Origin of the sequence: Congzhengia sp. (assembly GCF_037235575.1) — a bacterium.
Lineage (GTDB): Bacteria > Bacillota > Clostridia > UBA1381 > UBA9506 > Congzhengia > Congzhengia minquanensis.
The window spans coordinates 1-19885 of sequence record NZ_JAXUNN010000033.1 but is presented as its reverse complement, the minus strand read 5'-3'; the positions used below and the strand labels follow the sequence as shown (position 1 = coordinate 19885).

The following is a 19885-nucleotide window of genomic DNA, read 5'->3' as shown; positions in this document are numbered from 1 at the left end:
AGTGTATATCAAAAGAATGAAATAAATTACTGCTCTGTTACTTTTTTTGTTTCTTCTTGATTTTGCTCATGTTTAACCTTTTCAATGCGTTTTGTATGTTCCTTTTCCTCTGGAAGTTCGTCGAGCATTTGAACAAACGTGTTTAACACCGTCCGAAGCTTAGCACGAAGCAAGCTGGAACGGCCCTCAATTTCGGCGCACTCGCGGTTTAACGCCTGAATACGCCCGTCCATATCGTTTAAAAGCTCCTGTGCGCGAACCTTTGCGTCTTTCACAATATTGTCCGCCTGCTCGTGGGCATTGCGAATAATCTCGTCGCTGGTTCTCTGGGCTGAAATGATTGCGCTGCGCATGGTTTCTTCCATGCCCTTATAGTTTTCAACCGCATCGTTTAAAATTGCGTTTTTGTCTTTTAAGCTGGCGTTTTCGCGGTAAATTCTCCCATAGTCTTTCACCAGTTCACCCAAAAATGCCTCAACTTCCTCCATGTCATAGCCACGAAAGCTCTTTTTAAACTCTTTGTTTTCCAAATCCACAGGCGTAATCATAAGCTTTCAAAACCTTTCTGCCCACAAAATTTTAAAATTGCTTACCGCGGGCGGATAAACGTTAAATATATTTTTTCAGTTCCACAGCCAGCCTGCCCTTTTTCGTTTCGCCACAGATGTTCTCCAGCACGAATCTGCCGTGATGGCGAACAGAAATCACGTCGCCTGCGCAAAGCTTTTTCGACGTGTCCGCAGTCTGCACAAAATTCACGCTGACGTTTCCGCCCAGAATACTGTCCTGAGCCTCGCTGCGCGAAAAGTTTGCCGCAACACCGACAACCGCGTCGAGCCTGGCTGATGCAACAACACATCTTACCATCTGAAACGCGTGCTCCAGCGAAAGGGAAACCTCCTCCGGGCAGAGGGAAACCTCAACTCTTTTCCGGCCCACGGTTTTTAAGTGGTAAAGCAAAAAATCGCGCACCTGGCTGTCGCTCATAATAACCGCCCTGTCCCCGTCAACAAAAATATCTCCTGTCATTTCACGTTTTATCCCCAGCCCTAAAGCCGAGCCTAAAATGTCCCGGTGGGAAAGGCCTGAAACCCCAGTAAGCAAAATAGGACTGATAGGGAACGCACGCTCGTCGGGTTCTAAAAAATCGGGGAAAAATCCAATCTGCACCCGCTCGCAGTCCGACGCGCCACCAAACGCTAAAATATGAATAAATGGCGACGGTTTAAAACGTAACTTGAATACAGCCAGATCATGAGGGCTTACAAAACGAGAAAAACGAACACTCTTGTACTTCAGTACAGACTGCTCGAAATCCTCACACCGTTTTAGCCACTCATTATCCGCTGCAACTGTGTTTTCGTTCTTCACTTTAATTTACGAAAGGAAACCCTTTGATGTTGTCCTGATAATTCCCCGTCACTTCCACGTTAGCAGGCGTAATCAGGAAAATTCTGTTGGATACGTTTTGAATCCGTCCGGCAACGCCGTAAACAGCGCCGGATAAAAAGTCAACCACTCTGCGGGTTGTGTCGTTGTCCAGCTTTTCCAAGTTGGCAACAACGGGCTTTTTGTTTTTGAGATGGTCTGCCGCGTCTTTCGCGTCGTCAAAATTCTGGAACTGGATGACTACGACTCTGGAAGGCGCGCCACCGGAAATGGAAGACACCTTTGCCTTTCTGCCCAAAGGCATAGCAGGCTCAACTGCTTCATCCATATCTGTTTCCGTGTCGAAAAATTCTTCGTCGTCCTCCTCCGCAATTCCTATCCACTTCAGCATTTTGTTCATTGCACTCATAAAACATCCTCCTATGTAACTATTTTCTGGTTTTCTGCGTTTGTTGTATATATTCTAAGTGGTGTAAACGAAGTTATTGAAACAGCGCACTGCCAATGCGCACTATGGTGGCTCCCTCTAAAATGGCTTCGCGGAAGTCGCCGCTCATGCCCATAGACAATTGCCCCATATTTATATTATCGTATTTTTTGTCCCGTATGTCAACAGATAATTTATGTAAACCGTAAAAAAACTTTCTGCAGTCGTCGGGATGGTCGGTTTTCGGCGCCATGGTCATCAGTCCACAAACCTGAATATTTTTCAGCTGCGAAAGGCTTTCCATGAGCGGGAATGCGTCCTCCGGCTGAATGCCGAACTTGCTTTCCTCCCCAGAAACGTTCACCTGAACTAAAATATTTGCTGTTCTGCCTGCCATCTGAAAACGACGGTCAATTTCTTCTGCCAGCTTTAAGCTGTCTACCGAATGAATCATGGAAACCTTGTCGGCTATGTATTTCACTTTGTTGGTCTGCAAATGCCCAATGAGGTGCCAGGCAGGTTCGTCTTTTAACGTTTCATATTTATCCAAAAGGCTTTGCACCCGATTTTCGCCAAGATTTGTAACCCCAGCGTCTATCAGTTCTTTTGCCTGAGCCGCCGTAACGGTTTTTGTCACGCCAACCAAGGTAATATCCTCCGGTTTTCTGCCGCTTGCTGCCGCTGCCCGGGCAATCTCCTCCATTACGCGCTTAACATTGTCTTGTATCAATTTCTATTTTAACCTCCAAATCACTGTGAAACAATTACTCTGCCGTCGTAATATTCCGGGGCGGACGTTACCACCTCGTCATAAGACTTAATGGGCTTTTCACTGCTTGCAGCGGAAACAACCGCTTCTTCCTCTGTGCTGTAAACAATATTAACCGGAATGAATTTCATCACAGCGCCCCGCTTGATGAACAGCCCCACTGCATTGTCCACCGTGTGCAGATATTCAACTTTTACTTTATAGCCCGTAACACTCTTTTTCACAAAATCCACATTTACAACACGTTTTGCCAAAAGCCCGTCAACATATGTGCTGCATTCGGCCACAACGGTTCTTTCGTTCTTTTCGTTTTTATCGGATACGTGCCGAACCGTAGCCGGACAGTCGCTGGCGGAAAAGTCTGAAAACCGCACCTTTACGCTGTCGCCCACCTGAATATCGCCGCCGAAGGAATCGGCAACGTTCACTGCAACATAATAGGAATAGTTGTTTACAATTTTATAAGTGTAATTGCTGCCGTCCTGACGGGTGATTTCTCCGTTTTTGTCCCGGTTAATCACTTCTTTTACGGTGTTTGGCGTTAATGTTGAAATTGCATCCGGCGTAAGTGTTTCTTCAAACCCGTCGCTGCCCTCAATAAAAATTCCGGGGGAGGAGGCAACCACCACGTTTTCGATTTTGCCAAGCTGCGATTCCAACACCGATTTTTCAGCCTGAAGCTGAACCAAATCGTTGGAAAATCCTTTCTTTTCTCCCTTTGCAACGGCCTTTTGATCCGCTAACGTACTGATGCGGTATTTATATTCGGAAATGGACTCTAAATCGTGTTCTGTCACTTTTACAATCACCTGGTCCACAGTGTCCGCTATTTCGCTTTCAATCTTTGTCGCGTCGTTAATGAAAACCGAATCGCCTGCATTGCTGTCTTTCATGGCGTTAATTTTTTTATTCACATCGGCAAGCTGCGTTTTCACGCTTTCATCCGTCGTCCCGCCGTAAACTGTGGCAATCAGCTGGCCGTTTGACACCCGCTGGCCGTTTCTCACCGAAACCTCTGCAGCGCCGCCGATGGAAACCGAATTTACGCTTTCAGATTTCACCAAAACACCCAAACCGGAACTGCTTTCTTCAATTTTGTCCGTCTGGAGCATTTCCACGGTGATGCGTGTTTGAAAAAAGCCTCTCACAACGTAACACACCACCAGCACGGCAAACAGCACGACAGGTATGATCCATTTGTTCTTCATAATTTTTCTCCTGTGTGTTGAACCTACAATTTCACAAATTTGTAACAATTTTATTTATAATATCATACTTTTTCAGATTTTGCAACGGATAAACGCAAAAAAATTAATTATTTTGTAAAAATATTTTGAAAAAATCATACATTGATATTGAGAGGAGTGAAATTTATGGGGAAATTCAGCTTGTGCGAACTGCTGCGGATTATAGACGAAATAGAGTTTAAAGAGCTCCGGCCCATTCTGGACAAAAAGTGCGGCCCCTGCAAACCAAAAAAACCGAAAAAAGAATGTGAACCGCCGAAATGCCGTTGACGCAAAGCGGTTTTCGGTATATAATAAACGCAGTTAAATTTTACATAGGAGCAATGAATAAATGGAATTAATGGTTTACACGGCAAACGCCGTTCTGCCTGTTTTTGTTGTTATTTTTGTTGGGCTTTTGCTAAATAGGTTAAACTTTTTCAGCGAAAAAACAAAAAATGAAATTGTAAAGCTGGTGTTTTATGTAGGCACTCCGTGCCTCATTTTTCACAACATATCCACGTCGGACATTCACCAAAGCTTCGACGGCAAATTTTTTCTTTTCACACTGGCGCTGATTTTGGTGCTGATTGGCGTGGTCATTGCCATGTGCTTTTTTATTCAGGACAAAAAGAAAAAGGGCGCGGTCATTCAGCTGGCCTATCGCTCCAATTTCGCCATCGCGGGCATGCCCATTGCCGTCAACCTGTTGGACGGAGCCGGCGTGACTTTAACCGCCGTTACTCTGTCGTTCGTAATCATTTTGTATAATGTTTCGGCGGTTATCATTTTGTCGTACTACGGCGTAGAGAAAAAAAGCCCCGGCGCAGTGATTCTGGGAATTTTAAAAAACCCCTTAATTATCGGCACCGCGTTAGGACTTTTATTTGCTGTGTTTCAAATTCCCGTATTCCCCATTGCAGAAAAAAGCATTAAGACCTTAGGTGACATCGCCTCCTGCATGGGGCTCATCATCATCGGCGCTTCCATCACCCTCCGTGGATTTCAGGAGGACAAGGCCTATATTTTGTTTGCGTCTTTTCTGCGAAATCTGTTCGCGCCGGCGTTTGTGTTAATTACCGCGGCCCTGTTTGGCTGGCGGGGAAACCACCTCATGGTGCTGGCCATTATGAGCGCCTCCCCTGCTGCGGTGAACTGCTTTGCCATGGCAAAGCAGATGGGCGTTTCAGCTGAAATCAGCGCCTACGGCATTTCCATCAGTTCGGTTTTAAGCGTGTTCAGTATTTTTATTTCCGTTTATCTCATTAAATTTTTTGGTCTCGCTTAAAAACGGTTTTGCCGTCCTTAATGGTTTCTAAAACTAAAATATCCTTTACGCACTCCCGCTGAATTTTCAGCGGGTTTTGGCTGACAATAATCAGGTCAGCCTTCTTGCCCTCCCGAATGCTTCCTTTGTCGTTTTCTTCAAAGCATTGATATGCTGCATTTTTCGTCACGGCCAAAAGCGCGTCGTAAACGGAAATGCGCTCTTTCTCTGAAAGGGCCGCGCCGTCTTTTGTTTTCCTCGCAGCCGCACAATAAATGGTTTCGAACATATCCGGGCGAATCACCGGTGCGTCCTGGTGAAGTGTAAACCGCACGCCGCACCGCTCTGCCGTTCCGCAGGGACTGATGCGCCCCGCCCTTTTTGCCCCTAAATTTTTCATGTGAATATCACCGAAATAGTATGTGTGCGCCACAAAAAAAGAAAGCGAAATGTCTTTGCCGGCAATCCGTTCAATTTCTGCATCTGAAATGGTCTGGGCGTGAATCACCACCGGGCGCGGAGGCATGCGCTTTTGTTCTAAAAGCGCGTCAATAAACTGTTTTGCTGCCATATCACCATTTGCGTGGGCAATCACCTGCAAATTATGCCGGGAGCAGGTTTCAAGATGAGCGCGCAACGCATCGTCGTCCATTGCACGAAATCCTGTTCCGCCGCCAACATACGGCTCTTTCATCCATGCTGTTTTCGTTTGGGGCGAGCCGTCTAAAAACAGCTTCGCACCGCACATCTTAACGTGATTTTTATACTGCTGCCAAATTTGTGCCAGTTCTTCTTTTGCTTTGTTCAAATCCCGCGCATCGGCATATACAACAATATCGGCGCAAAACAAATTTTCTTTCACAGCCTCGTTATAAAACGAAAACAGCTCTTGCGGCACGCATGCATCCTGAATGGTGCAAATCCCATAGGAAAAATATTCGTTTTCAGCTTTCCGGTACGCCTCTTTCAGCTTTTCATAGCCCGGCATGGGGATTTGTTTTTCTGCCTCATACAGCGCGGTTTCCTCCAAATAACCGTCTTTTGAATCAATCCCCAAAAGATGCAGCGCACAGGAGGAAAAAATTCCGAAATGCTTGGACTTTCCGCTGACGAACACAGGATTTTTACACACCTCGTCTAAATCGGTTTTCAAAAGCGTGCCGGAATATCCAAACGCCAAAATCCATTCGTCAGGGCCAATGCGGTTTTTTTCAATGTAAGCAGACAAAGCCTTTTTCACCTCATCTGCACTTTGACAGTTTTCCAAATTGAGCTGCAAGGTCCCGTTTGCCACGGCAGAGATATGGCTGTGAGAGTCTACAAACGCCGGCATCAGGGTTTTCCCCGCCAAATCGCAGTCAACAACATTCTCCGGCGCAAGACGCCTTGCTTCCTCCCCGCTGCCAACAAATGCAATTCTGCCGCCTAAGGTGAGTACCGCCTCTGGATATGCCCCGTGCTCCATTGTTAAAATATCGCCGTTTCTATAAAGTACGTTCATGATTTCCTCCACAGTTTCGTTTTGCCTATTTTTCCCCAAAAAACCAAAATATATCCAAAAAAAGGAAGCTTACGCTTCCTTTTCTAACACCAACATTTTCGGCAGTCCGTTTTCAAATTCCACCGGAACTTCACCGGCAATCAACGGCGCGGCATATTGAATAAAGTCTTCTGTTACGTCGTTTCCCCGCTCGCTGATAAAATGGCGGGGCACCGTTTTCTCTTGGTTTGCCGCCGCGGCAATATTCACCGCCACACATTCAGACCGATAAGGCGCATTTGACATTCTGGCAATGGCGGTCATAATGCCCGTTTTGCCCTTAAGCGCCAGTTCCACCGCACTGCTGCCTACCTGAAACGATTCTGATATGTCGGTTTTGCTGAGCAAATGACCGGCGCAGCGCTGAGAAACGTTTAGCTCAATGCCCCGGGCCTTAAATCCAAACTTTTTCCGAACAAACCCTTCTAAAACGCGGGCTGTTCCGCCCAGATATTTGTGCCCGAACACGTCCACAATGCCGTTGGACACCGCCTCACAGACATATTTTCCGTCTTTCGTGCGGGCACCTTCCGAAATGGCCACCACAATATTTTTCTTATTTTTAGATATTTTTGCAATGTCGTCGTAAAACTGACTGAAATGAAACGTATGCTCCGGCAAATAAATTAAATCCGGCCCAAAACCCTTATACCGGGCAAGAGCAGACGCGCCTGTGAGCCAGCCGGCATTTCTGCCCATAATTTCAATTACGGTCACGGAATTCACGTTATAAACAGAAGAGTCGGCCGAAATTTCGCGGACGGTAGACGCAATATATTTTGCGGCGCTGCCAAATCCCGGCGTGTGGTCGGTACCCGGCAGGTCGTTGTCTATGGTTTTGGGAACGCCCACAAACCGGATATCCTTCCCCTTTTTCAATGCAAAAGCGGAAAGCTTTAACACCGTGTCCATAGAGTCGTTTCCGCCTATGTAAAAGAAATATCGAATTTGATACTTTTCCAGCACGTCGAATATCCTGTCGTAAATCGGGCTGTCCTCCTCCGGCAGTTTAAACCTGCAGGAGCCTAAAAATGACGCCGGCGTTTTAGAAAGCAACGACAGCTTATCTTCATCACTGCCCAAACTGCTCAGGTCGACAATCCGTTCTTCCATCATGCCGCTGATGCCGTTTAACATGCCGAAAATCTTCCCGATTTTTTCCGATTCGCATGTTTTTTTAATTACGCCGGCTAGGCTGGCGTTAATGGCCGCAGTGGGCCCGCCGGACTGCCCGACAATTGCATTGTACATTTCATTCACAGCAAATTTTCCCCTTACAATTTTTTGCCGCAAAATTTGGCGGCTTTTTTATTATTTTATACGAAATGCGCGAAAAACACAATAGAATTTGAAATATTATTTACATTTTTTTAATTGTGTGGTAAAATGAAACAGGAAATTCCACAAAAGGAGTCTTAACATGATCAAACCATTTCGGCTTAGTCCCGCATTTAAAGACTACATATGGGGCGGAAGCAAGCTAAAATCTGCTTATTTTAAAGATACACCATTTGATAAAACAGCAGAAAGCTGGGAGCTTTCCTGCCATAAAAACGGGGAAAGTACCGTTTTGGGCGGTGAATTTAACGGCCAGCCCTTAAGCCGCGTTATCCGCGCGTATCAGGAAAAAGGAATGAACATTGTCGGAAAAAACGCTGCGCAGTTCGACCAGTTTCCGGTTTTAATCAAGCTTATTGACGCAAAGGCCGACCTGTCCGTTCAGGTTCATCCGGACGACGCCTATGCCATGAAACACGAAAACGGCAGCTACGGAAAAACCGAGGTGTGGTATGTAGTGGAGGCGGAGCCAGGCGCAAAACTGGTTTATGGCTTAAATCAGGACATGACAAAAGAAGCTTTTTTATCCGCGGTGCAAAACAACACCTTAACGGAATATTTAAACTTTGTTCCGGCAAAACCGGGCGATGTGTTTTTTGTGAAATCCGGCACCATTCACGCCATTGGGGCGGGGCTTTTCATCTGCGAAATCCAGCAGAATTCCGACACCACCTACCGGGTTTACGACTGGGGCCGCACAGGAGCAGACGGAAAACCCCGTGAGCTCCATGTGGAAAAGGCGGCCGATGTTTCCTGCCTGGCAAAGGAAATAAAAACAGACTTTACGCCTAAACTTTTATCTCAAAAGAACGGCGTGGAAATTTATGAGGCGGCGTCTTGTAAATACTTCACGGCAAAAAAATATACGTCTCATGCAGAAGTAACCTTAAAAACCACGCAAAACTCATTTTCAAGCGTCACATTCCTGTCCGGCGAAGGCACCATTCAAGCCGGCGGCGAAAGGTTCCTCTTCCGCAAAGGCGACACCTTTTTCTTCGCCGCACAGGAGGCGGAAATTTTGGTTTCAGGCGCATGTGCGTTTTTAGAAACGACGGTATAATATATTTTTTATATATCTTAAGGAGGATTTTTAAATGGGAAAAGTTACAACCAATGTTACAGAGTACAAAAATTTTGGCAAATGTTTAGAAATTGCAAATGGCATCGTTAAGCTGCTTGTGACAATTGACGTTGGCCCCCGCGTGATCAACTATTCATTCATAGACGGGGATAACATGATGTTTGAAGATGTAAACAGGGATTTCAGCGAATCTGGCCCGGCCTTTGACAAATTCGGCGGCGGCACCTGGTATATCTATGGCGGACACAGGCTTTGGACCAGCCCTGAGGGCATGCCCAAAAGCTATTATCCTGACAACGAGCCCGTGCCCTATGAACTGATTGAAAACGGTGCGGTGTTTAAGCCTGCGGCTCAGACCTGGAACCAATATCAGTTTGAAATTGCTATTACCTTAGACCCGGATTCCAGCAAGGTGAGCCTGACGCACAAAATCACCAACTGCGCCGCCTGGGACGTTAAGCTTGCCCCCTGGACGCTGACGGTTTTATCTCCCGGCGGGTTTGAAATTGTGGCCCAGCCCACGAAAGACACAGGCCTTTTAGGCAACCGTTTAATGGCGCTTTGGCCGTATACCAACATGATGGACGACCGCGTTACCTGGGGCAACAAATACATTGGCTTAGAGCAAAAGAGCGGCCATCCGGACAAATTTAAAGTGGGAATTAACAGCGAGCACGGCTTTGCCATGTATTTTAACCACGGCGACCTGTTCATCAAACAATATGCCCCCATTGAAAACGGGTGTTATCCTGACGGCGGCATGTCTTTCGAAACCTTTACCAACGCGCTGTTTTTAGAAATGGAAACCTTGGGCGAAATCTCCTCTATTGCCCCCGGCGCCTCTGTTACCCACAACGAGTGCTGGTCGCTGTTTCAAGAAGCGCGCCCGGAAGGATATTGCGAAAAAACAATCGATGCATTGGTAGAAAAATATGTTAAATAAACTGTTAGTTGCCACAGGCAATCAGGGAAAGCTCAAAGAAATCCGCGAAATTCTAAGCGACATTGAAGTGCTGGGCCTGTCTGACGTGGGCATTGAATGTGACGTAGAAGAAACCGGAACAACCTTTGCAGAGAATGCATATATTAAAGCCTTTGAGATTTCTAAACGCACGGGGCTGCCTGTTTTGGCAGACGACTCCGGACTGGAAGTGGAAGCGCTCGGCGGCCGCCCCGGGGTTTATTCCGCCCGGTTTGCCGGCGAGCACGCCACAGACGACGAAAACGTAAACAAACTGCTCGCGGAACTAAAAGACGTTCCAAAAGATAAGCGCGGGGCACGGTTTGCATGCGCCATGTGCCTTATTTTTCCCGACGGCAGAAAAATTGAAACCTTCGGCACAAGCTGCCCGGGAATCATTATTGACAGCAAACGCGGCGAAAACGGCTTTGGCTACGACCCGGTCTTTTTCGCCCCGGAATATGGCAAGTCCTTTTCAGAGATGACGATGGAGGAGAAGAACAAGGTAAGTCACAGAAAGGCGGCGCTGACTGCCCTTTCTGAAAAACTAAAAGGAGAACGCTTATGAAAAAAAGAATACTTCTGCTGGCCCTTGCCGCTATGATGCTGGTTTCCTCCTGCGGGAAGCCAAAAGACAATCCGAACGCACAAAATAATCTCTATGCTGTTGAACCGGAGGAAGAGGTAGACCCGTATTATGCTGAAATGAAAGAAAAAGAACATGTGCGTCCCATCGCTGTTATGATTGATAACGACAGCGAAAAAGCCCGCCCACAAATTGGGCTGGAAAACGCATATCTGGTATATGAAATTGTGGTGGAGGGACAGTCCACCCGCTTTATGGCTTTATTTAAAGACTATGGCCTGGAAAAAATCGGCCCTGTTCGCTCTTCGCGCCATTACTTTTTAGACTATGCAATGGAAAACGGCGCGGTCTACGGCCATGCGGGCTGGAGTCCCAAAGCCGCAAAGGACATTTCCGCTCTGGGCATTCAAAATATAAACGGCGTTTTAGGCGACGGCTCTTGCTTTTGGCGGGACAACACCTACGACAAAACGTGGCATAACCTATACACCAGCACGGTGAAGCTTTCAGATTATGCAAAAAACAAAAAGGGATATAGCTTGGAAACAGATAACAAAATTCCCGACTATAACAAGGTTGACACGGTGCCGGAGGGCGGCGAAGAAATTACAAAGGTCGCGATTCCCTACGCCAAGTTTTATAAGCTGAATTATGTGTATGACGAAGCAACAAAGCGCTATGTCCGCTATGTGAACGGTAAGGAACACGTTTCCCAAACCGGCGAGGCGCTCAGTGCCAAAAACATTATTTTATACCAGCTTAAAAATACACCCCTGGCAGACGGGGAAAACAAAGACAGGCAGGATTTATCCAACCTCGGCAGCGGAACGGGGTATTATTTGTCCGACGGGAAAATGGTGAAAATCAACTGGTCGAAACAATCCCGCGAAGCAAAAACCGTTTATACGTTAGAAGACGGCTCGCCCCTCATGTTAAACCCCGGTAACACATACATACAAATCGTGCCAATGTATGCAACACCCACATTTGAATAAAAATCCGATAAAGCAAACAGTAGACTTTTTGTAAGTCTGCTGTTTATTTTTTGAAAAATATGGACAAAAAGCAAATATAGTGATATAATAATAATTGCCAAACAAAATTTTAATATTCAAGCTTATTAAGTATGTGTACTTTTTACTTTTTTGGTAAAAATACAGATGCTCTATTTTGCATATACTTGATAAGTTATGTTAAAATTTTGTTTGGCGACAATTGGAGCTATGTGTTTTTCAGCGTGTGGCTTCGGCTGCACGCCTTTTTTAATTTACAGAACAAAAGTGTGGTGCATAATAAAACGTTCTAAATCAAGGCAGTGCAGGTATTATATAAAAAATATTTAAAAGGAGATTTTATTATGAAAAAGAAATTTCTCGCCATTTTATGTACTACCGTAATGCTTATATTTTCTTGTATCCCTGCATATGCCAATCAAAATATTAAAGTATTGGTCGACGATTATCAAGTTTCATTCGATGTTCCTCCACAACTTATTGGCGGAAGAACAATGGTTCCGTTAAGAGCTATTTTTGAAGCATTGGGGGCTGCTGTTGAATGGGATGATTCCACGCGAACAATAACAGCTTATAATGAAGCATATCTAGTAAAATGCACCATTGGTGAAAATGAGATGATTGTTAACAACGAAAAAGTAGCCATTGACGTCCCCCCTATGATTGTTAATGATAGAACATTAGTACCCGCAAGATTTGTTTCAGAAGCCTTTAACTGCGATGTATCGTGGGATGCAGATACCCGTACTGTATTCATTAAAACAAAACCTATCGATTATAATAACATCGAAAAGGGCTCTGGCGACACCCCGAATGATTCTCACAGAGATGATACTATATTGTATTATCCAAATACTGTTGTTCCTGATTATACATATGTGACCGGAATTGAATTAATGGATACCACTGAATTTGACGACGGCGGAATGTTGTATGCATACGAAAACACAAAATTTGGTGAATATAGTGAAATGGTCGATTACGTCGGTTATCTGCTTGAGCATGGTTGGTCAGAATATGACACCAAAAAAACTGCCGACTCTTTAACCGTTTTTCTTGTAAAAGATACCGCAATGGTTGCTGTATCTTTTGAAGCAAAATATGATGAAATCTGGATTCTTCCTTAATTAAAGCTACGTAAAAGAGATACAAACAATTCTGTTTGTATCTCTTTTGTTTTTTGTCTTACTTTATTTTATCTTTTTAAAATATTCTTTTGTTTCTTTAATGACAACGCCGCTTAAAACGGAAAGCGCAATTAAGTTGGGGAACGCCATCAGACCATTAAACACATCTGCAATGTTCCACACCAGCGAAACCGTCATGTAAGGGCCGATTAATATTGCCAAAAGGTAAATCCAGCGGTAAACCGAAACCGCTTTTTTGTTTCCGCCGGTTAAATATTCTAAGCACCGCTCGGAATAATAATCCCAGCCCAAAATTGTGGTAAAAGCAAAAAACACCAAACAAATCATTAAAATAAACGAAGCCACAGAGGTTGCAAAGGGAAGCCCCTGCTGAAACGCCGCAGTGGTTACCGCAACGCCCTCTAACCCCTCAAATTTCCACGCGCCGGTTAAAACAATGGTCAGGCCTGTCATAGTGCAAATCACGATGGTGTCAATAAACGTTCCCGTCATAGAAACCAAACCCTGGCGCACAGGCTCTTTAGTCTTTGCCGCGGCAGCTGCAATGGGCGCGGAACCCAAGCCGGACTCGTTAGAAAAAATGCCCCGGGCAACGCCCTTTTGCATGGCAACAATCATGCTGCCCACAACACCTCCGGTAACGGCCCTGGGGTTAAAAGCGCCCTGCACGACCTGAACAAACGCATCGGGAATTGCTCTGTAATTGAGCACCAGCAAAATCAGGCAGAACACCACATAGGTAATGGCCATAAACGGCACAATCACCTGGGTAACGTTTGCAATGCGGCGGATTCCGCCGATGATAACCAGCGCCACACAAACAGTTAAAAGCAGGCCAGCTATCACCACATACCAGGAATATTCTCTGCCAAACAGGCTCACCATGTAGTTGTTTGCCGGGTCGAAAAAGTTTTTCACAGCCGAAGTAATCCCGTTAATCTGCGTAAAGGTTCCGATACTGAACAGGCCCACGCAAACGCCGAAAAATGCAAACAGCTTGGCAAGCCACTTCCACCGTTTTCCCATGCCGCGCTCAATGTAGTAAAACGGGCCGCCTAAAACATGCCCATTTTCATCCACCGTGCGGTATTTAATTGCCAGCACGCCCTCGGCATATTTTGTCGCCATGCCGAAAAACGCGGCCATCCACATCCAGAAAAGCGCTCCTGGGCCGCCGGAGCACACTGCAGTCGCCACACCCACAATGTTTCCCGTTCCGATTGTGGCAGAAAGCGCAGTGCACAGCGCGCCGAAGCTGGAAACCTCGCCGTCGCCGCCCTCCTCATTTTTCACCATGAACTTTAATGCTTTGGGCAAATGACGTATTTGAAGCACGCCCAAGCGAACGGTCAAATAAATTCCTACTGCCAGAATAAAAATAATCAGCGGCATGCCCCAAACAATGTCGTTGATTTTCAGAACAATTCGATTCAGTGCATCCATGCTTGTTTTCTTCCCCATTTCTATCGATAATATTCAATAATATACCATATAATTTCCATTTTTGCAAGTATTTTTGACAAATGAATCACAAAAAAGCCGGGAAGCAATTGCTTCCCGGCAAAAAGATGCTTAAACTCCGCTGTAGGCCGCAAACCCGCCGTCAACAGGAATAACAACACCGTTTACAAAGGACGCCGCCTCGTCAGACACCAAAAATAACAGTGTGCCGATCAGTTCCTCCGCTTCGCCGAACCTGCCCATAGGGGTTTGCGAAAGAATTTTTTCCGACCGGGGCGTCAGGCTCCCGTCGGGATTTTTCAAAAGCGCCCTGTTCTGGTCTGTTACAAAGAACCCCGGGGCAATGGCGTTCACGCGGATGCCCACTTTTGAAAAGTGCACCGCAAGCCACTGTGTAAAGTTAGAAACAGCCGCTTTTGCGCCGCTGTAGGCCGGAATTTTGGTGAGCGGGCAAAACGCGTTCATGGAGGACACGTTTAAAATCACCGCGTCTTTTTTGCCGATTAAATCCTTGGCAAACACCTGAGTGGGAAGGAGCGTTCCCAAAAAGTTTAAGTTAAACACAAAGGACACGCCGTCGGGGTCCAAGTCGAAGAAGGACACCAAATCCTCTTTGTCTTCGTCGCCGATTTCGTAGTATTCTTTCGTGGTCGTACCCCGAGGGTTGTTGCCGCCGGCGCCGTTTAACAAAATGTCGCAGGTGCCGAACGCATTGTTCACTTGCTTTTTCGCTTCTTCTAAGCTTTCGCGGCTTAAAACATTTGCGCAGACGCCAATGGCTGTTCCGCCGTCTGCTTTGATTTCGTCGGCAACCGCGTCCGCAGCTTCTTTCCGAAGGTCTAAAACGGCAACCTTTGCCCCGCAGGAGGCCAGCGCCTTTGCGAACATGCCGCAAAGCACGCCGCCGCCGCCTGTAACAACTGCGACCTTGCCCTTTAAGTCAATATCAAACGGTAATTTCATCATCAATCTTCCTTTACATTAAAAAATAGTTTTTCGCGTTGTTAAAGCAAACGTCTGCAATGAGTTTATCTAAAATTTCCCGGTCGTCGGCATACATGCCGTTTTCCACCCAGCCGCCGATTAAATTGCAGAGAATTCTTCTGAAATATTCATGCCGGGGGTAGGACAAGAAGCTTCTTGAATCTGTCAGCATACCCACAAAAGAGGCCAGCGCGCCAAGATTCCCCAAAGTTTTCATCTGATCTACCATACCGTCGATATGGTCGTTGAACCACCATGCCGAGCCGTGCTGAATTTTGCCTTTAATGCCGTCACCCTCAAAATTGCCCGCCATGGAAACCAGCAGAGAGTTATCGATGGGGCTTAAGCTATACAAAATAGTTTTCGGAAGATTCCCGTCAATCAACAGCGTGTCCATAAAGCGTGAGAGTTTTTCCGCCAGGTTCACGTTTAAAATCGAATCAAAGCCCGTGTCGGGGCCTAACTTTTTAAACATGGGTGTGTTGTTGTTGCGGATTGCCGCAGCGTGAAGCTGCATTACCCAGCCGCGCGCAGCATACTCTTTTCCGCAGAACAGCATAACTGCCGTCTGATATTTTTCAGCTTCACAGTCGCTTACCGTTTCACCGCTGAGCGCCTTTTTAAAGATGGCGTCTACCTCGTTTTTATCCGCCTTTAAGAACGGAACGCTCACAATGCCGTGATCGGAAATTCTGCTGCCTGCCTGGTGGAAAAATTCAATTCGTGACCGGAGTGCATCATACAGCCCGTCGATGTCAGATATAGTTGTGCCGCAAACCGCGCCCAGCTTTTCGATATATTCGGCAAATCCGTCCTTTTGAATGTTCACCGCCGGGTCGGGGCGGAACGTAGGTTTCACGATTGTTTTAAAATTTTTGTCTTCCGCCAGAGCGAGGTGATATTTCAAATCGCTGGTGGGGTCGTCGGTGGTGCCGATAAACGCCACGTTAGACTTTTCAATGAGCTTTCTTGCAGAAAAGTCGCCGCTTGCAATAATCGCATTCGCTTTTTCCCAAATCTTAGGTGCAGTTTTCTCCGTCAGCGTTTCATAAATACCAAAATACCGCTGCAGCTCTAAGTGCGACCAGTGGTAAAGCGGGTTGCCCGCCGCAAACTGAATGGCCTTTGCATAGGCCAAGAACTTGTCATAGTCAGAGGCGCTGCCTGTAATTTGCTCTTCCGGCACGCCCATCCAGCGCATAAAGCGCCACTTGTAGTGGTCGCCGCCCAGCCAAACCTCGGTGATGTTTTTAAACTGTTTATCCTCATAAATTTCTTCTGGGGACAAATGACAGTGATAGTCGTAAATCGGCAAATCCTTAGCCACTTCAAAAAACAGCTTTTTGGCCGTTTCTGTTTCCAGAAGAAAATTTTCGTCCATAAATTTTTTCATTGCGTTCTCCCTTACTTGTCTAATTTTTCAAGGGTTTCCCAGATACCGTTAATATAGGTCGCGCCCAGCGCCCTGTCATATAAGCCATAGCCCGGGCGGCCTGTTTCGCCCCAAATCATTCTGCCGTGGTCGGGGCGCACGTATCCGGTAAAGCCCGTGTCGTGATACGCCTTCATAATTTTTACAATGTCTAACGACCCGCAGGAGGAAAGGTGTGCAGACTCTTCAAAAGAGCCGTCCTCCGTAATTTTCACGTTCCGCACATGAGCAAAATGAATTCTGTCAGCAAACGAATAAATCATGTCCACCACGTCGTTCGACTCTGTTACGCCCAGCGAGCCGCTGCACAGCGTTAAGCCGTTATATTTGCTGTCATAAAGCTTTAAAAACCGCTCTAAGTTCTGCTTATCTGTAATAATTCTCGGCAGGCCGAAAATGCTCCAGGGCGGGTCGTCCGGGTGAATTGCCATTTTGATGTGCACTTCTTCGGCAACTTTAATCACCTTGTCTAAGAAATATTTTAAGTTGTTCCACATGTCTTCTTCTGTGATTTTGCTGTAGCTTTCTAAAAGCCGCGCCAAAGAGTCTTTTGTGTAGCTTGCGTCCCAGCCCGGGAGCGACAAATCGCCCTTTACCGGGTCCATATGCGCCACCTGGTCTTTATAGTAAACTAAGGCGTTGGAACCGTCTGAAAGCTCATGGGCCAGGTCGGAGCGCGTCCAGTCGAACACCGGCATAAAGTTATAGCACACACAGTCAATGCCGAATTTAGATAGGTTTTTCAGGGTTTGGCAGTAATTTTCAATATATCTGTCCCGGTCTCCCGTGCCCATTTTAATGTCCTCGTGTACCGGAACGCTTTCAATGACAGAAAGCTTTAGCCCTGCGCTTTCAACCTTTTCTTTTAATGCTTTAATTTTTTCCTCCGGCCAAACCTCGCCAACCGGAATATCATAAATGGCGGAAACAATTCCTGTCATTCCCGGAATCTGGCGGATTTTAGAAAGCGTTACCGGGTCATCGTCCCCATACCATCGAAAGGTCATCTGCATGTTTTTTCCTCCTTCAGTCTGTTAATTTTACCTGTTTTTCTCCGTCCTTTGCGCTCTCATAAATGGAGAATAAAAGATTTGACGTATCGACCCCCGTACTTAAGGCCAGATAGTCGTCTGTTTTGTTTTCAAGCGCTTTATAAAACTCGTCAATCACCTGTGCATGGCCGGAGCCCCAGCAGGATTTTCCCGGGGTGTTCATGTCGTTACCCGCAACAATCCGGGGCGCTTCCCCGTTTTTAATCTCATACAAAAAATTGTCGCTGTAGCGGATCCTGCCCAGTTCAAACTCAGCGGTTAGCTGAAAAGGCGTTGTTGTAGTATATGCATTGGACGCATAGAAGCAGCCCCGCATACCGTTCTCATAAAACAGCAGCGCGTCAGCCGTGTCCTCCACCTCAACAACGCCCGCAAGGCGTTTTGTAGAGATGGAGGCTTTCACCGCCTCAATTTTTCCGCCGATGTAGCCCATTAAATCCAAAAGGTGCACCGCCTGGTTTATCAGCACGCCGCCGCCCTCGGTTGCCCATTTCCCGCGCCATTCGTCCTGGGCGTAATAGGCTTCGTCCCTGTCCCAGGTCATAAAACCGGAAATAGCAAGAAGTTTGCCGAATTTTTTGCTGTCTGTCAGTTCCTTTAACACCTGAACAGCGTTATTCTTCCGGTTTTGGAACATGACACAAACCTTTTTCCCGAAGGTTTCCTGAGCTGAAATTAGCTCCTTAAGCTCAGCCTTGTTCATGGAAAGAGGTTTTTCCAATACCACATGCTTGCCGGCAGAAAGCGCTTTCACCGCCATGTCCTTATGCAGGTAATGGGGCGTACAGACATGAACAACGTCAACGCTGCCGTCTTTTAAAACTTCATCATAATCAGAAACCGCGCGGCAGCCATACTCGGCCGCCCCAATCTTTGCCCTGTCCGCCTGAATATCGCAAATCACGCTAAGGTTCGCAAATTCCGCCGTTTTCAGCCCCGCGGCATGGGTGGGACCAATGTTGCCGTATCCCACAATTGCGGCATGTAACATAACGCTCGTTCCTTTCCGGCCGTTTTAAATAAAGCCCTTTGTGGTCAAATTTTTATAGCTCAGCGCCATGCTGGCAAACGCGTCGCCGTCCGGCGCGTTGTCCTGTTCCACCATAGCATAGCCTGCTCCTGCTTCTTCACATGCTTTGATAATGGAATCCCAGTTTAAGTTGCCTTCCATAACCTCACACATGGTCACCGTGTTGTTTGGCAGGGCTTTTAAATCTTTAAAATGCACCACAATGGCGCGCTTACCCAGCTTTTTAATATACGCCGCCGGGTCGATTCCTGCAAACGCAAACCAATATGTATCTACAATGAAACTGATGTCTGTGTTTTCTACGATATAATCCATAATAAACTTGCCGTCAAGCTTCACAAACTCAAACCCGTGGTTGTGGTAACCAAAGGTAATGCCCTCTTTGCCCAGCTCCTCTGAAAATTTATTAAAGTGGTTAATCGACTTTTTTAAGGCGTCCAAATCCTCACGGTATTCGCCGGGCATTGCACCAATACCGGCAATTTTGCAGTCCATTGCTTTGTGGTCCGCAATAACGCCGTCAATTTCGTGAATATATCTGTTCATGCCCATGTGGGTGCAGACAATTTCCAAGCCGTGTTGGTCGGCCTTTTCTTTAATGAGAGAATACGGCATAGGCCCCAGTCCTGAAACCTGAATGGTTTTGTAGCCGATGTCCGCAACTTTTGCAAAAGTGGGGTCTAAATCCTCCGGTTTTTCCAAAAACGTACGCAAGGAATATAACTGTGCTCCAATTCGTTTATCCATAACTTTAATCTCTCCTTTTAGTGTGTCGACGACATGGAATCTGCGTCCAGCGTTTTTTGTTCTTTCACTTCTTTTTTAAATGTAGAGTTTTTAATTTTCTCCTGAAGCAGTTCATAAAACTCGTCGTGGGGGAAATTCGTCACGTCCGCCCACTTGTTTGTAAACGCACTGTAGTGAATGGCGTTAGAAATGGTTAAGCCGTTTATTCCCTCATAGCCCGGCGCAAGCAGTTTCTCCCCATCTAAAATGGCTGCAGTAAAGTTCTTTAAAATTCCTACGTGCTGCTCTCCGCCGGAGGAATCCACCGGAATGTCGCAGTTCCAATATTCTAAGCTGCCGAAAATACTTTCTGTGTCTGTCCGGTTATATTCACGCTCAGACATAATATTTCTCTTAAATTTAATTTTGTTGTCTTCAATAATCAGCTGGCCCAT

At 46.3% G+C, this 19885-nt stretch carries 20 protein-coding genes and 1 pseudogene; 7 read left to right on the top strand and 14 right to left on the bottom strand.

The genetic code is table 11. From position 1 onward, the window contains the following. Positions 1–26 precede the first annotated feature (26 nt). The 5 genes from WIG73_RS07915 to WIG73_RS07895 all read right to left on the bottom strand — a co-directional run bounded on the left by WIG73_RS07915 (position 27) and on the right by WIG73_RS07895 (position 3793). Positions 27–548, bottom strand: coding sequence for a DivIVA domain-containing protein (locus WIG73_RS07915; RefSeq protein ID WP_249313343.1), 522 nt, complete (start codon positions 546–548; stop codon positions 27–29). A gap of 61 nt (positions 549–609) precedes the next feature. Beyond that, a complete protein-coding gene (locus WIG73_RS07910) occupies positions 610–1170 on the bottom strand; it encodes a YlmH/Sll1252 family protein (RefSeq protein WP_337400034.1) in 561 nt (186 codons plus the stop codon). Between the two features lie 202 nt (positions 1171–1372). After that, positions 1373–1798: a cell division protein SepF gene (gene sepF / locus WIG73_RS07905; RefSeq protein WP_177680252.1), complete on the bottom strand. Its 426-nt coding sequence runs from the start codon at positions 1796–1798 to the stop codon at positions 1373–1375. Between the two features lie 73 nt (positions 1799–1871). Beyond that, positions 1872–2546: a YggS family pyridoxal phosphate-dependent enzyme gene (locus WIG73_RS07900; RefSeq protein ID WP_177680251.1), complete on the bottom strand. Its 675-nt coding sequence runs from the start codon at positions 2544–2546 to the stop codon at positions 1872–1874. Positions 2547–2566: 20 nt separating this feature from the next. Next, positions 2567–3793, bottom strand: a complete 1227-nt coding sequence (locus WIG73_RS07895; protein ID WP_337400032.1) for an HlyD family efflux transporter periplasmic adaptor subunit — start codon at positions 3791–3793, stop codon at positions 2567–2569. Between the two features lie 165 nt (positions 3794–3958). On the opposite strand from WIG73_RS07895, the gene WIG73_RS07890 reads away from it, so the two are divergent. Continuing rightward, entirely contained in the window at positions 3959–4102 is a 144-nt protein-coding gene (locus WIG73_RS07890) for a hypothetical protein (RefSeq protein ID WP_177680249.1), read from the top strand. Between the two features lie 61 nt (positions 4103–4163). Continuing rightward, complete coding sequence (locus tag WIG73_RS07885) at positions 4164–5099, top strand: AEC family transporter (protein WP_249313333.1); 936 nt, start codon at positions 4164–4166, stop codon at positions 5097–5099. On the opposite strand, the gene WIG73_RS07880 is transcribed toward WIG73_RS07885, so the two are convergent. Both WIG73_RS07880 and WIG73_RS07875 read right to left on the bottom strand, forming a co-directional pair. Further along, a complete protein-coding gene (locus WIG73_RS07880; RefSeq protein ID WP_337400031.1) occupies positions 5077–6579 on the bottom strand; it encodes an amidohydrolase in 1503 nt (500 codons plus the stop codon). The genes WIG73_RS07885 and WIG73_RS07880 overlap by 23 nt on opposite strands. A 69-nt stretch (positions 6580–6648) precedes the next feature. Then, positions 6649–7869, bottom strand: coding sequence for a 6-phosphofructokinase (locus tag WIG73_RS07875; RefSeq protein ID WP_337400065.1), 1221 nt, complete (start codon positions 7867–7869; stop codon positions 6649–6651). A gap of 169 nt (positions 7870–8038) precedes the next feature. Between WIG73_RS07875 and WIG73_RS07870 the strand changes: the two genes are divergently transcribed. The 5 genes from WIG73_RS07870 (at position 8039) to WIG73_RS07850 (ending at position 12724) form a co-directional block, all read left to right on the top strand. Next, on the top strand, positions 8039–9016 hold the full coding sequence (locus WIG73_RS07870; protein WP_337400030.1) for a type I phosphomannose isomerase catalytic subunit: 978 nt from the start codon (positions 8039–8041) through the stop codon (positions 9014–9016). 34 nt (positions 9017–9050) lie between these two features. Beyond that, positions 9051–9980, top strand: coding sequence for a hypothetical protein (locus WIG73_RS07865; protein ID WP_337400028.1), 930 nt, complete (start codon positions 9051–9053; stop codon positions 9978–9980). Beyond that, a complete protein-coding gene (locus WIG73_RS07860) occupies positions 9970–10566 on the top strand; it encodes an XTP/dITP diphosphatase (protein ID WP_337400027.1) in 597 nt (198 codons plus the stop codon). Before WIG73_RS07865 ends, WIG73_RS07860 begins: the two co-directional genes overlap by 11 nt. Continuing rightward, on the top strand, positions 10563–11579 hold the full coding sequence (locus WIG73_RS07855; RefSeq protein WP_337400026.1) for a DUF3048 domain-containing protein: 1017 nt from the start codon (positions 10563–10565) through the stop codon (positions 11577–11579). Before WIG73_RS07860 ends, WIG73_RS07855 begins: the two co-directional genes overlap by 4 nt. Positions 11580–11941: 362 nt before the next feature. Then, the gene (locus WIG73_RS07850) at positions 11942–12724 is read left to right on the top strand and encodes a copper amine oxidase N-terminal domain-containing protein (protein WP_337400025.1); all 783 of its coding nucleotides are present in this window, start codon (positions 11942–11944) and stop codon (positions 12722–12724) included. Positions 12725–12787: 63 nt separating this feature from the next. Here WIG73_RS07850 and WIG73_RS07845 read toward each other — a convergent pair whose 3' ends face one another. From WIG73_RS07845 to WIG73_RS07815, 7 genes and pseudogenes are all read right to left on the bottom strand, one after another. Beyond that, positions 12788–14188 (bottom strand): sodium:alanine symporter family protein, encoded by a 1401-nt coding sequence (locus WIG73_RS07845; protein ID WP_337400024.1) that lies wholly within the window; start codon positions 14186–14188, stop codon positions 12788–12790. Between the two features lie 129 nt (positions 14189–14317). Further along, positions 14318–15169, bottom strand: coding sequence for an SDR family oxidoreductase (locus tag WIG73_RS07840; RefSeq protein WP_337400023.1), 852 nt, complete (start codon positions 15167–15169; stop codon positions 14318–14320). A gap of 13 nt (positions 15170–15182) precedes the next feature. Then, positions 15183–16583: a glucuronate isomerase gene (uxaC, locus tag WIG73_RS07835; protein WP_337400022.1), complete on the bottom strand. Its 1401-nt coding sequence runs from the start codon at positions 16581–16583 to the stop codon at positions 15183–15185. Between the two features lie 11 nt (positions 16584–16594). Then, positions 16595–17635: a mannonate dehydratase gene (uxuA, locus tag WIG73_RS07830; RefSeq protein ID WP_337400021.1), complete on the bottom strand. Its 1041-nt coding sequence runs from the start codon at positions 17633–17635 to the stop codon at positions 16595–16597. A 13-nt stretch (positions 17636–17648) separates the two neighbouring features. Next, a complete protein-coding gene (locus tag WIG73_RS07825; protein WP_337400020.1) occupies positions 17649–18665 on the bottom strand; it encodes a Gfo/Idh/MocA family oxidoreductase in 1017 nt (338 codons plus the stop codon). 24 nt (positions 18666–18689) lie between these two features. Next, complete coding sequence (locus WIG73_RS07820; RefSeq protein WP_337400019.1) at positions 18690–19451, bottom strand: sugar phosphate isomerase/epimerase; 762 nt, start codon at positions 19449–19451, stop codon at positions 18690–18692. 17 nt (positions 19452–19468) lie between these two features. Beyond that, positions 19469–19885, bottom strand: a pseudogene (locus WIG73_RS07815) (gfo/Idh/MocA family oxidoreductase); the annotation flags it as partial.

What these genes read in the sequence shown, in the direction of transcription:
- WIG73_RS07875 (WP_337400065.1), bottom strand. Translation starts at nt 7,869, where the DNA reads ATGTACAATGCAATTGTCGGGCAGTCCGGCGGGCCCACTGCGGCCATT.
- WIG73_RS07850 (WP_337400025.1), top strand. Translation starts at nt 11,942, where the DNA reads ATGAAAAAGAAATTTCTCGCCATTTTATGTACTACCGTAATGCTTATA.
- WIG73_RS07860 (WP_337400027.1), top strand. Translation starts at nt 9,970, where the DNA reads ATGTTAAATAAACTGTTAGTTGCCACAGGCAATCAGGGAAAGCTCAAA.
- WIG73_RS07895 (WP_337400032.1), bottom strand. Translation starts at nt 3,793, where the DNA reads ATGAAGAACAAATGGATCATACCTGTCGTGCTGTTTGCCGTGCTGGTG.
- WIG73_RS07885 (WP_249313333.1), top strand. Translation starts at nt 4,164, where the DNA reads ATGGAATTAATGGTTTACACGGCAAACGCCGTTCTGCCTGTTTTTGTT.
- WIG73_RS07855 (WP_337400026.1), top strand. Translation starts at nt 10,563, where the DNA reads ATGAAAAAAAGAATACTTCTGCTGGCCCTTGCCGCTATGATGCTGGTT.
- WIG73_RS07820 (WP_337400019.1), bottom strand. Translation starts at nt 19,451, where the DNA reads ATGGATAAACGAATTGGAGCACAGTTATATTCCTTGCGTACGTTTTTG.
- WIG73_RS07865 (WP_337400028.1), top strand. Translation starts at nt 9,051, where the DNA reads ATGGGAAAAGTTACAACCAATGTTACAGAGTACAAAAATTTTGGCAAA.
- uxaC (WP_337400022.1), bottom strand. Translation starts at nt 16,583, where the DNA reads ATGAAAAAATTTATGGACGAAAATTTTCTTCTGGAAACAGAAACGGCC.
- WIG73_RS07870 (WP_337400030.1), top strand. Translation starts at nt 8,039, where the DNA reads ATGATCAAACCATTTCGGCTTAGTCCCGCATTTAAAGACTACATATGG.
- WIG73_RS07825 (WP_337400020.1), bottom strand. Translation starts at nt 18,665, where the DNA reads ATGTTACATGCCGCAATTGTGGGATACGGCAACATTGGTCCCACCCAT.
- WIG73_RS07840 (WP_337400023.1), bottom strand. Translation starts at nt 15,169, where the DNA reads ATGAAATTACCGTTTGATATTGACTTAAAGGGCAAGGTCGCAGTTGTT.
- WIG73_RS07890 (WP_177680249.1), top strand. Translation starts at nt 3,959, where the DNA reads ATGGGGAAATTCAGCTTGTGCGAACTGCTGCGGATTATAGACGAAATA.
- sepF (WP_177680252.1), bottom strand. Translation starts at nt 1,798, where the DNA reads ATGAGTGCAATGAACAAAATGCTGAAGTGGATAGGAATTGCGGAGGAG.
- WIG73_RS07845 (WP_337400024.1), bottom strand. Translation starts at nt 14,188, where the DNA reads ATGGATGCACTGAATCGAATTGTTCTGAAAATCAACGACATTGTTTGG.
- WIG73_RS07880 (WP_337400031.1), bottom strand. Translation starts at nt 6,579, where the DNA reads ATGAACGTACTTTATAGAAACGGCGATATTTTAACAATGGAGCACGGG.
- uxuA (WP_337400021.1), bottom strand. Translation starts at nt 17,635, where the DNA reads ATGCAGATGACCTTTCGATGGTATGGGGACGATGACCCGGTAACGCTT.
- WIG73_RS07915 (WP_249313343.1), bottom strand. Translation starts at nt 548, where the DNA reads ATGATTACGCCTGTGGATTTGGAAAACAAAGAGTTTAAAAAGAGCTTT.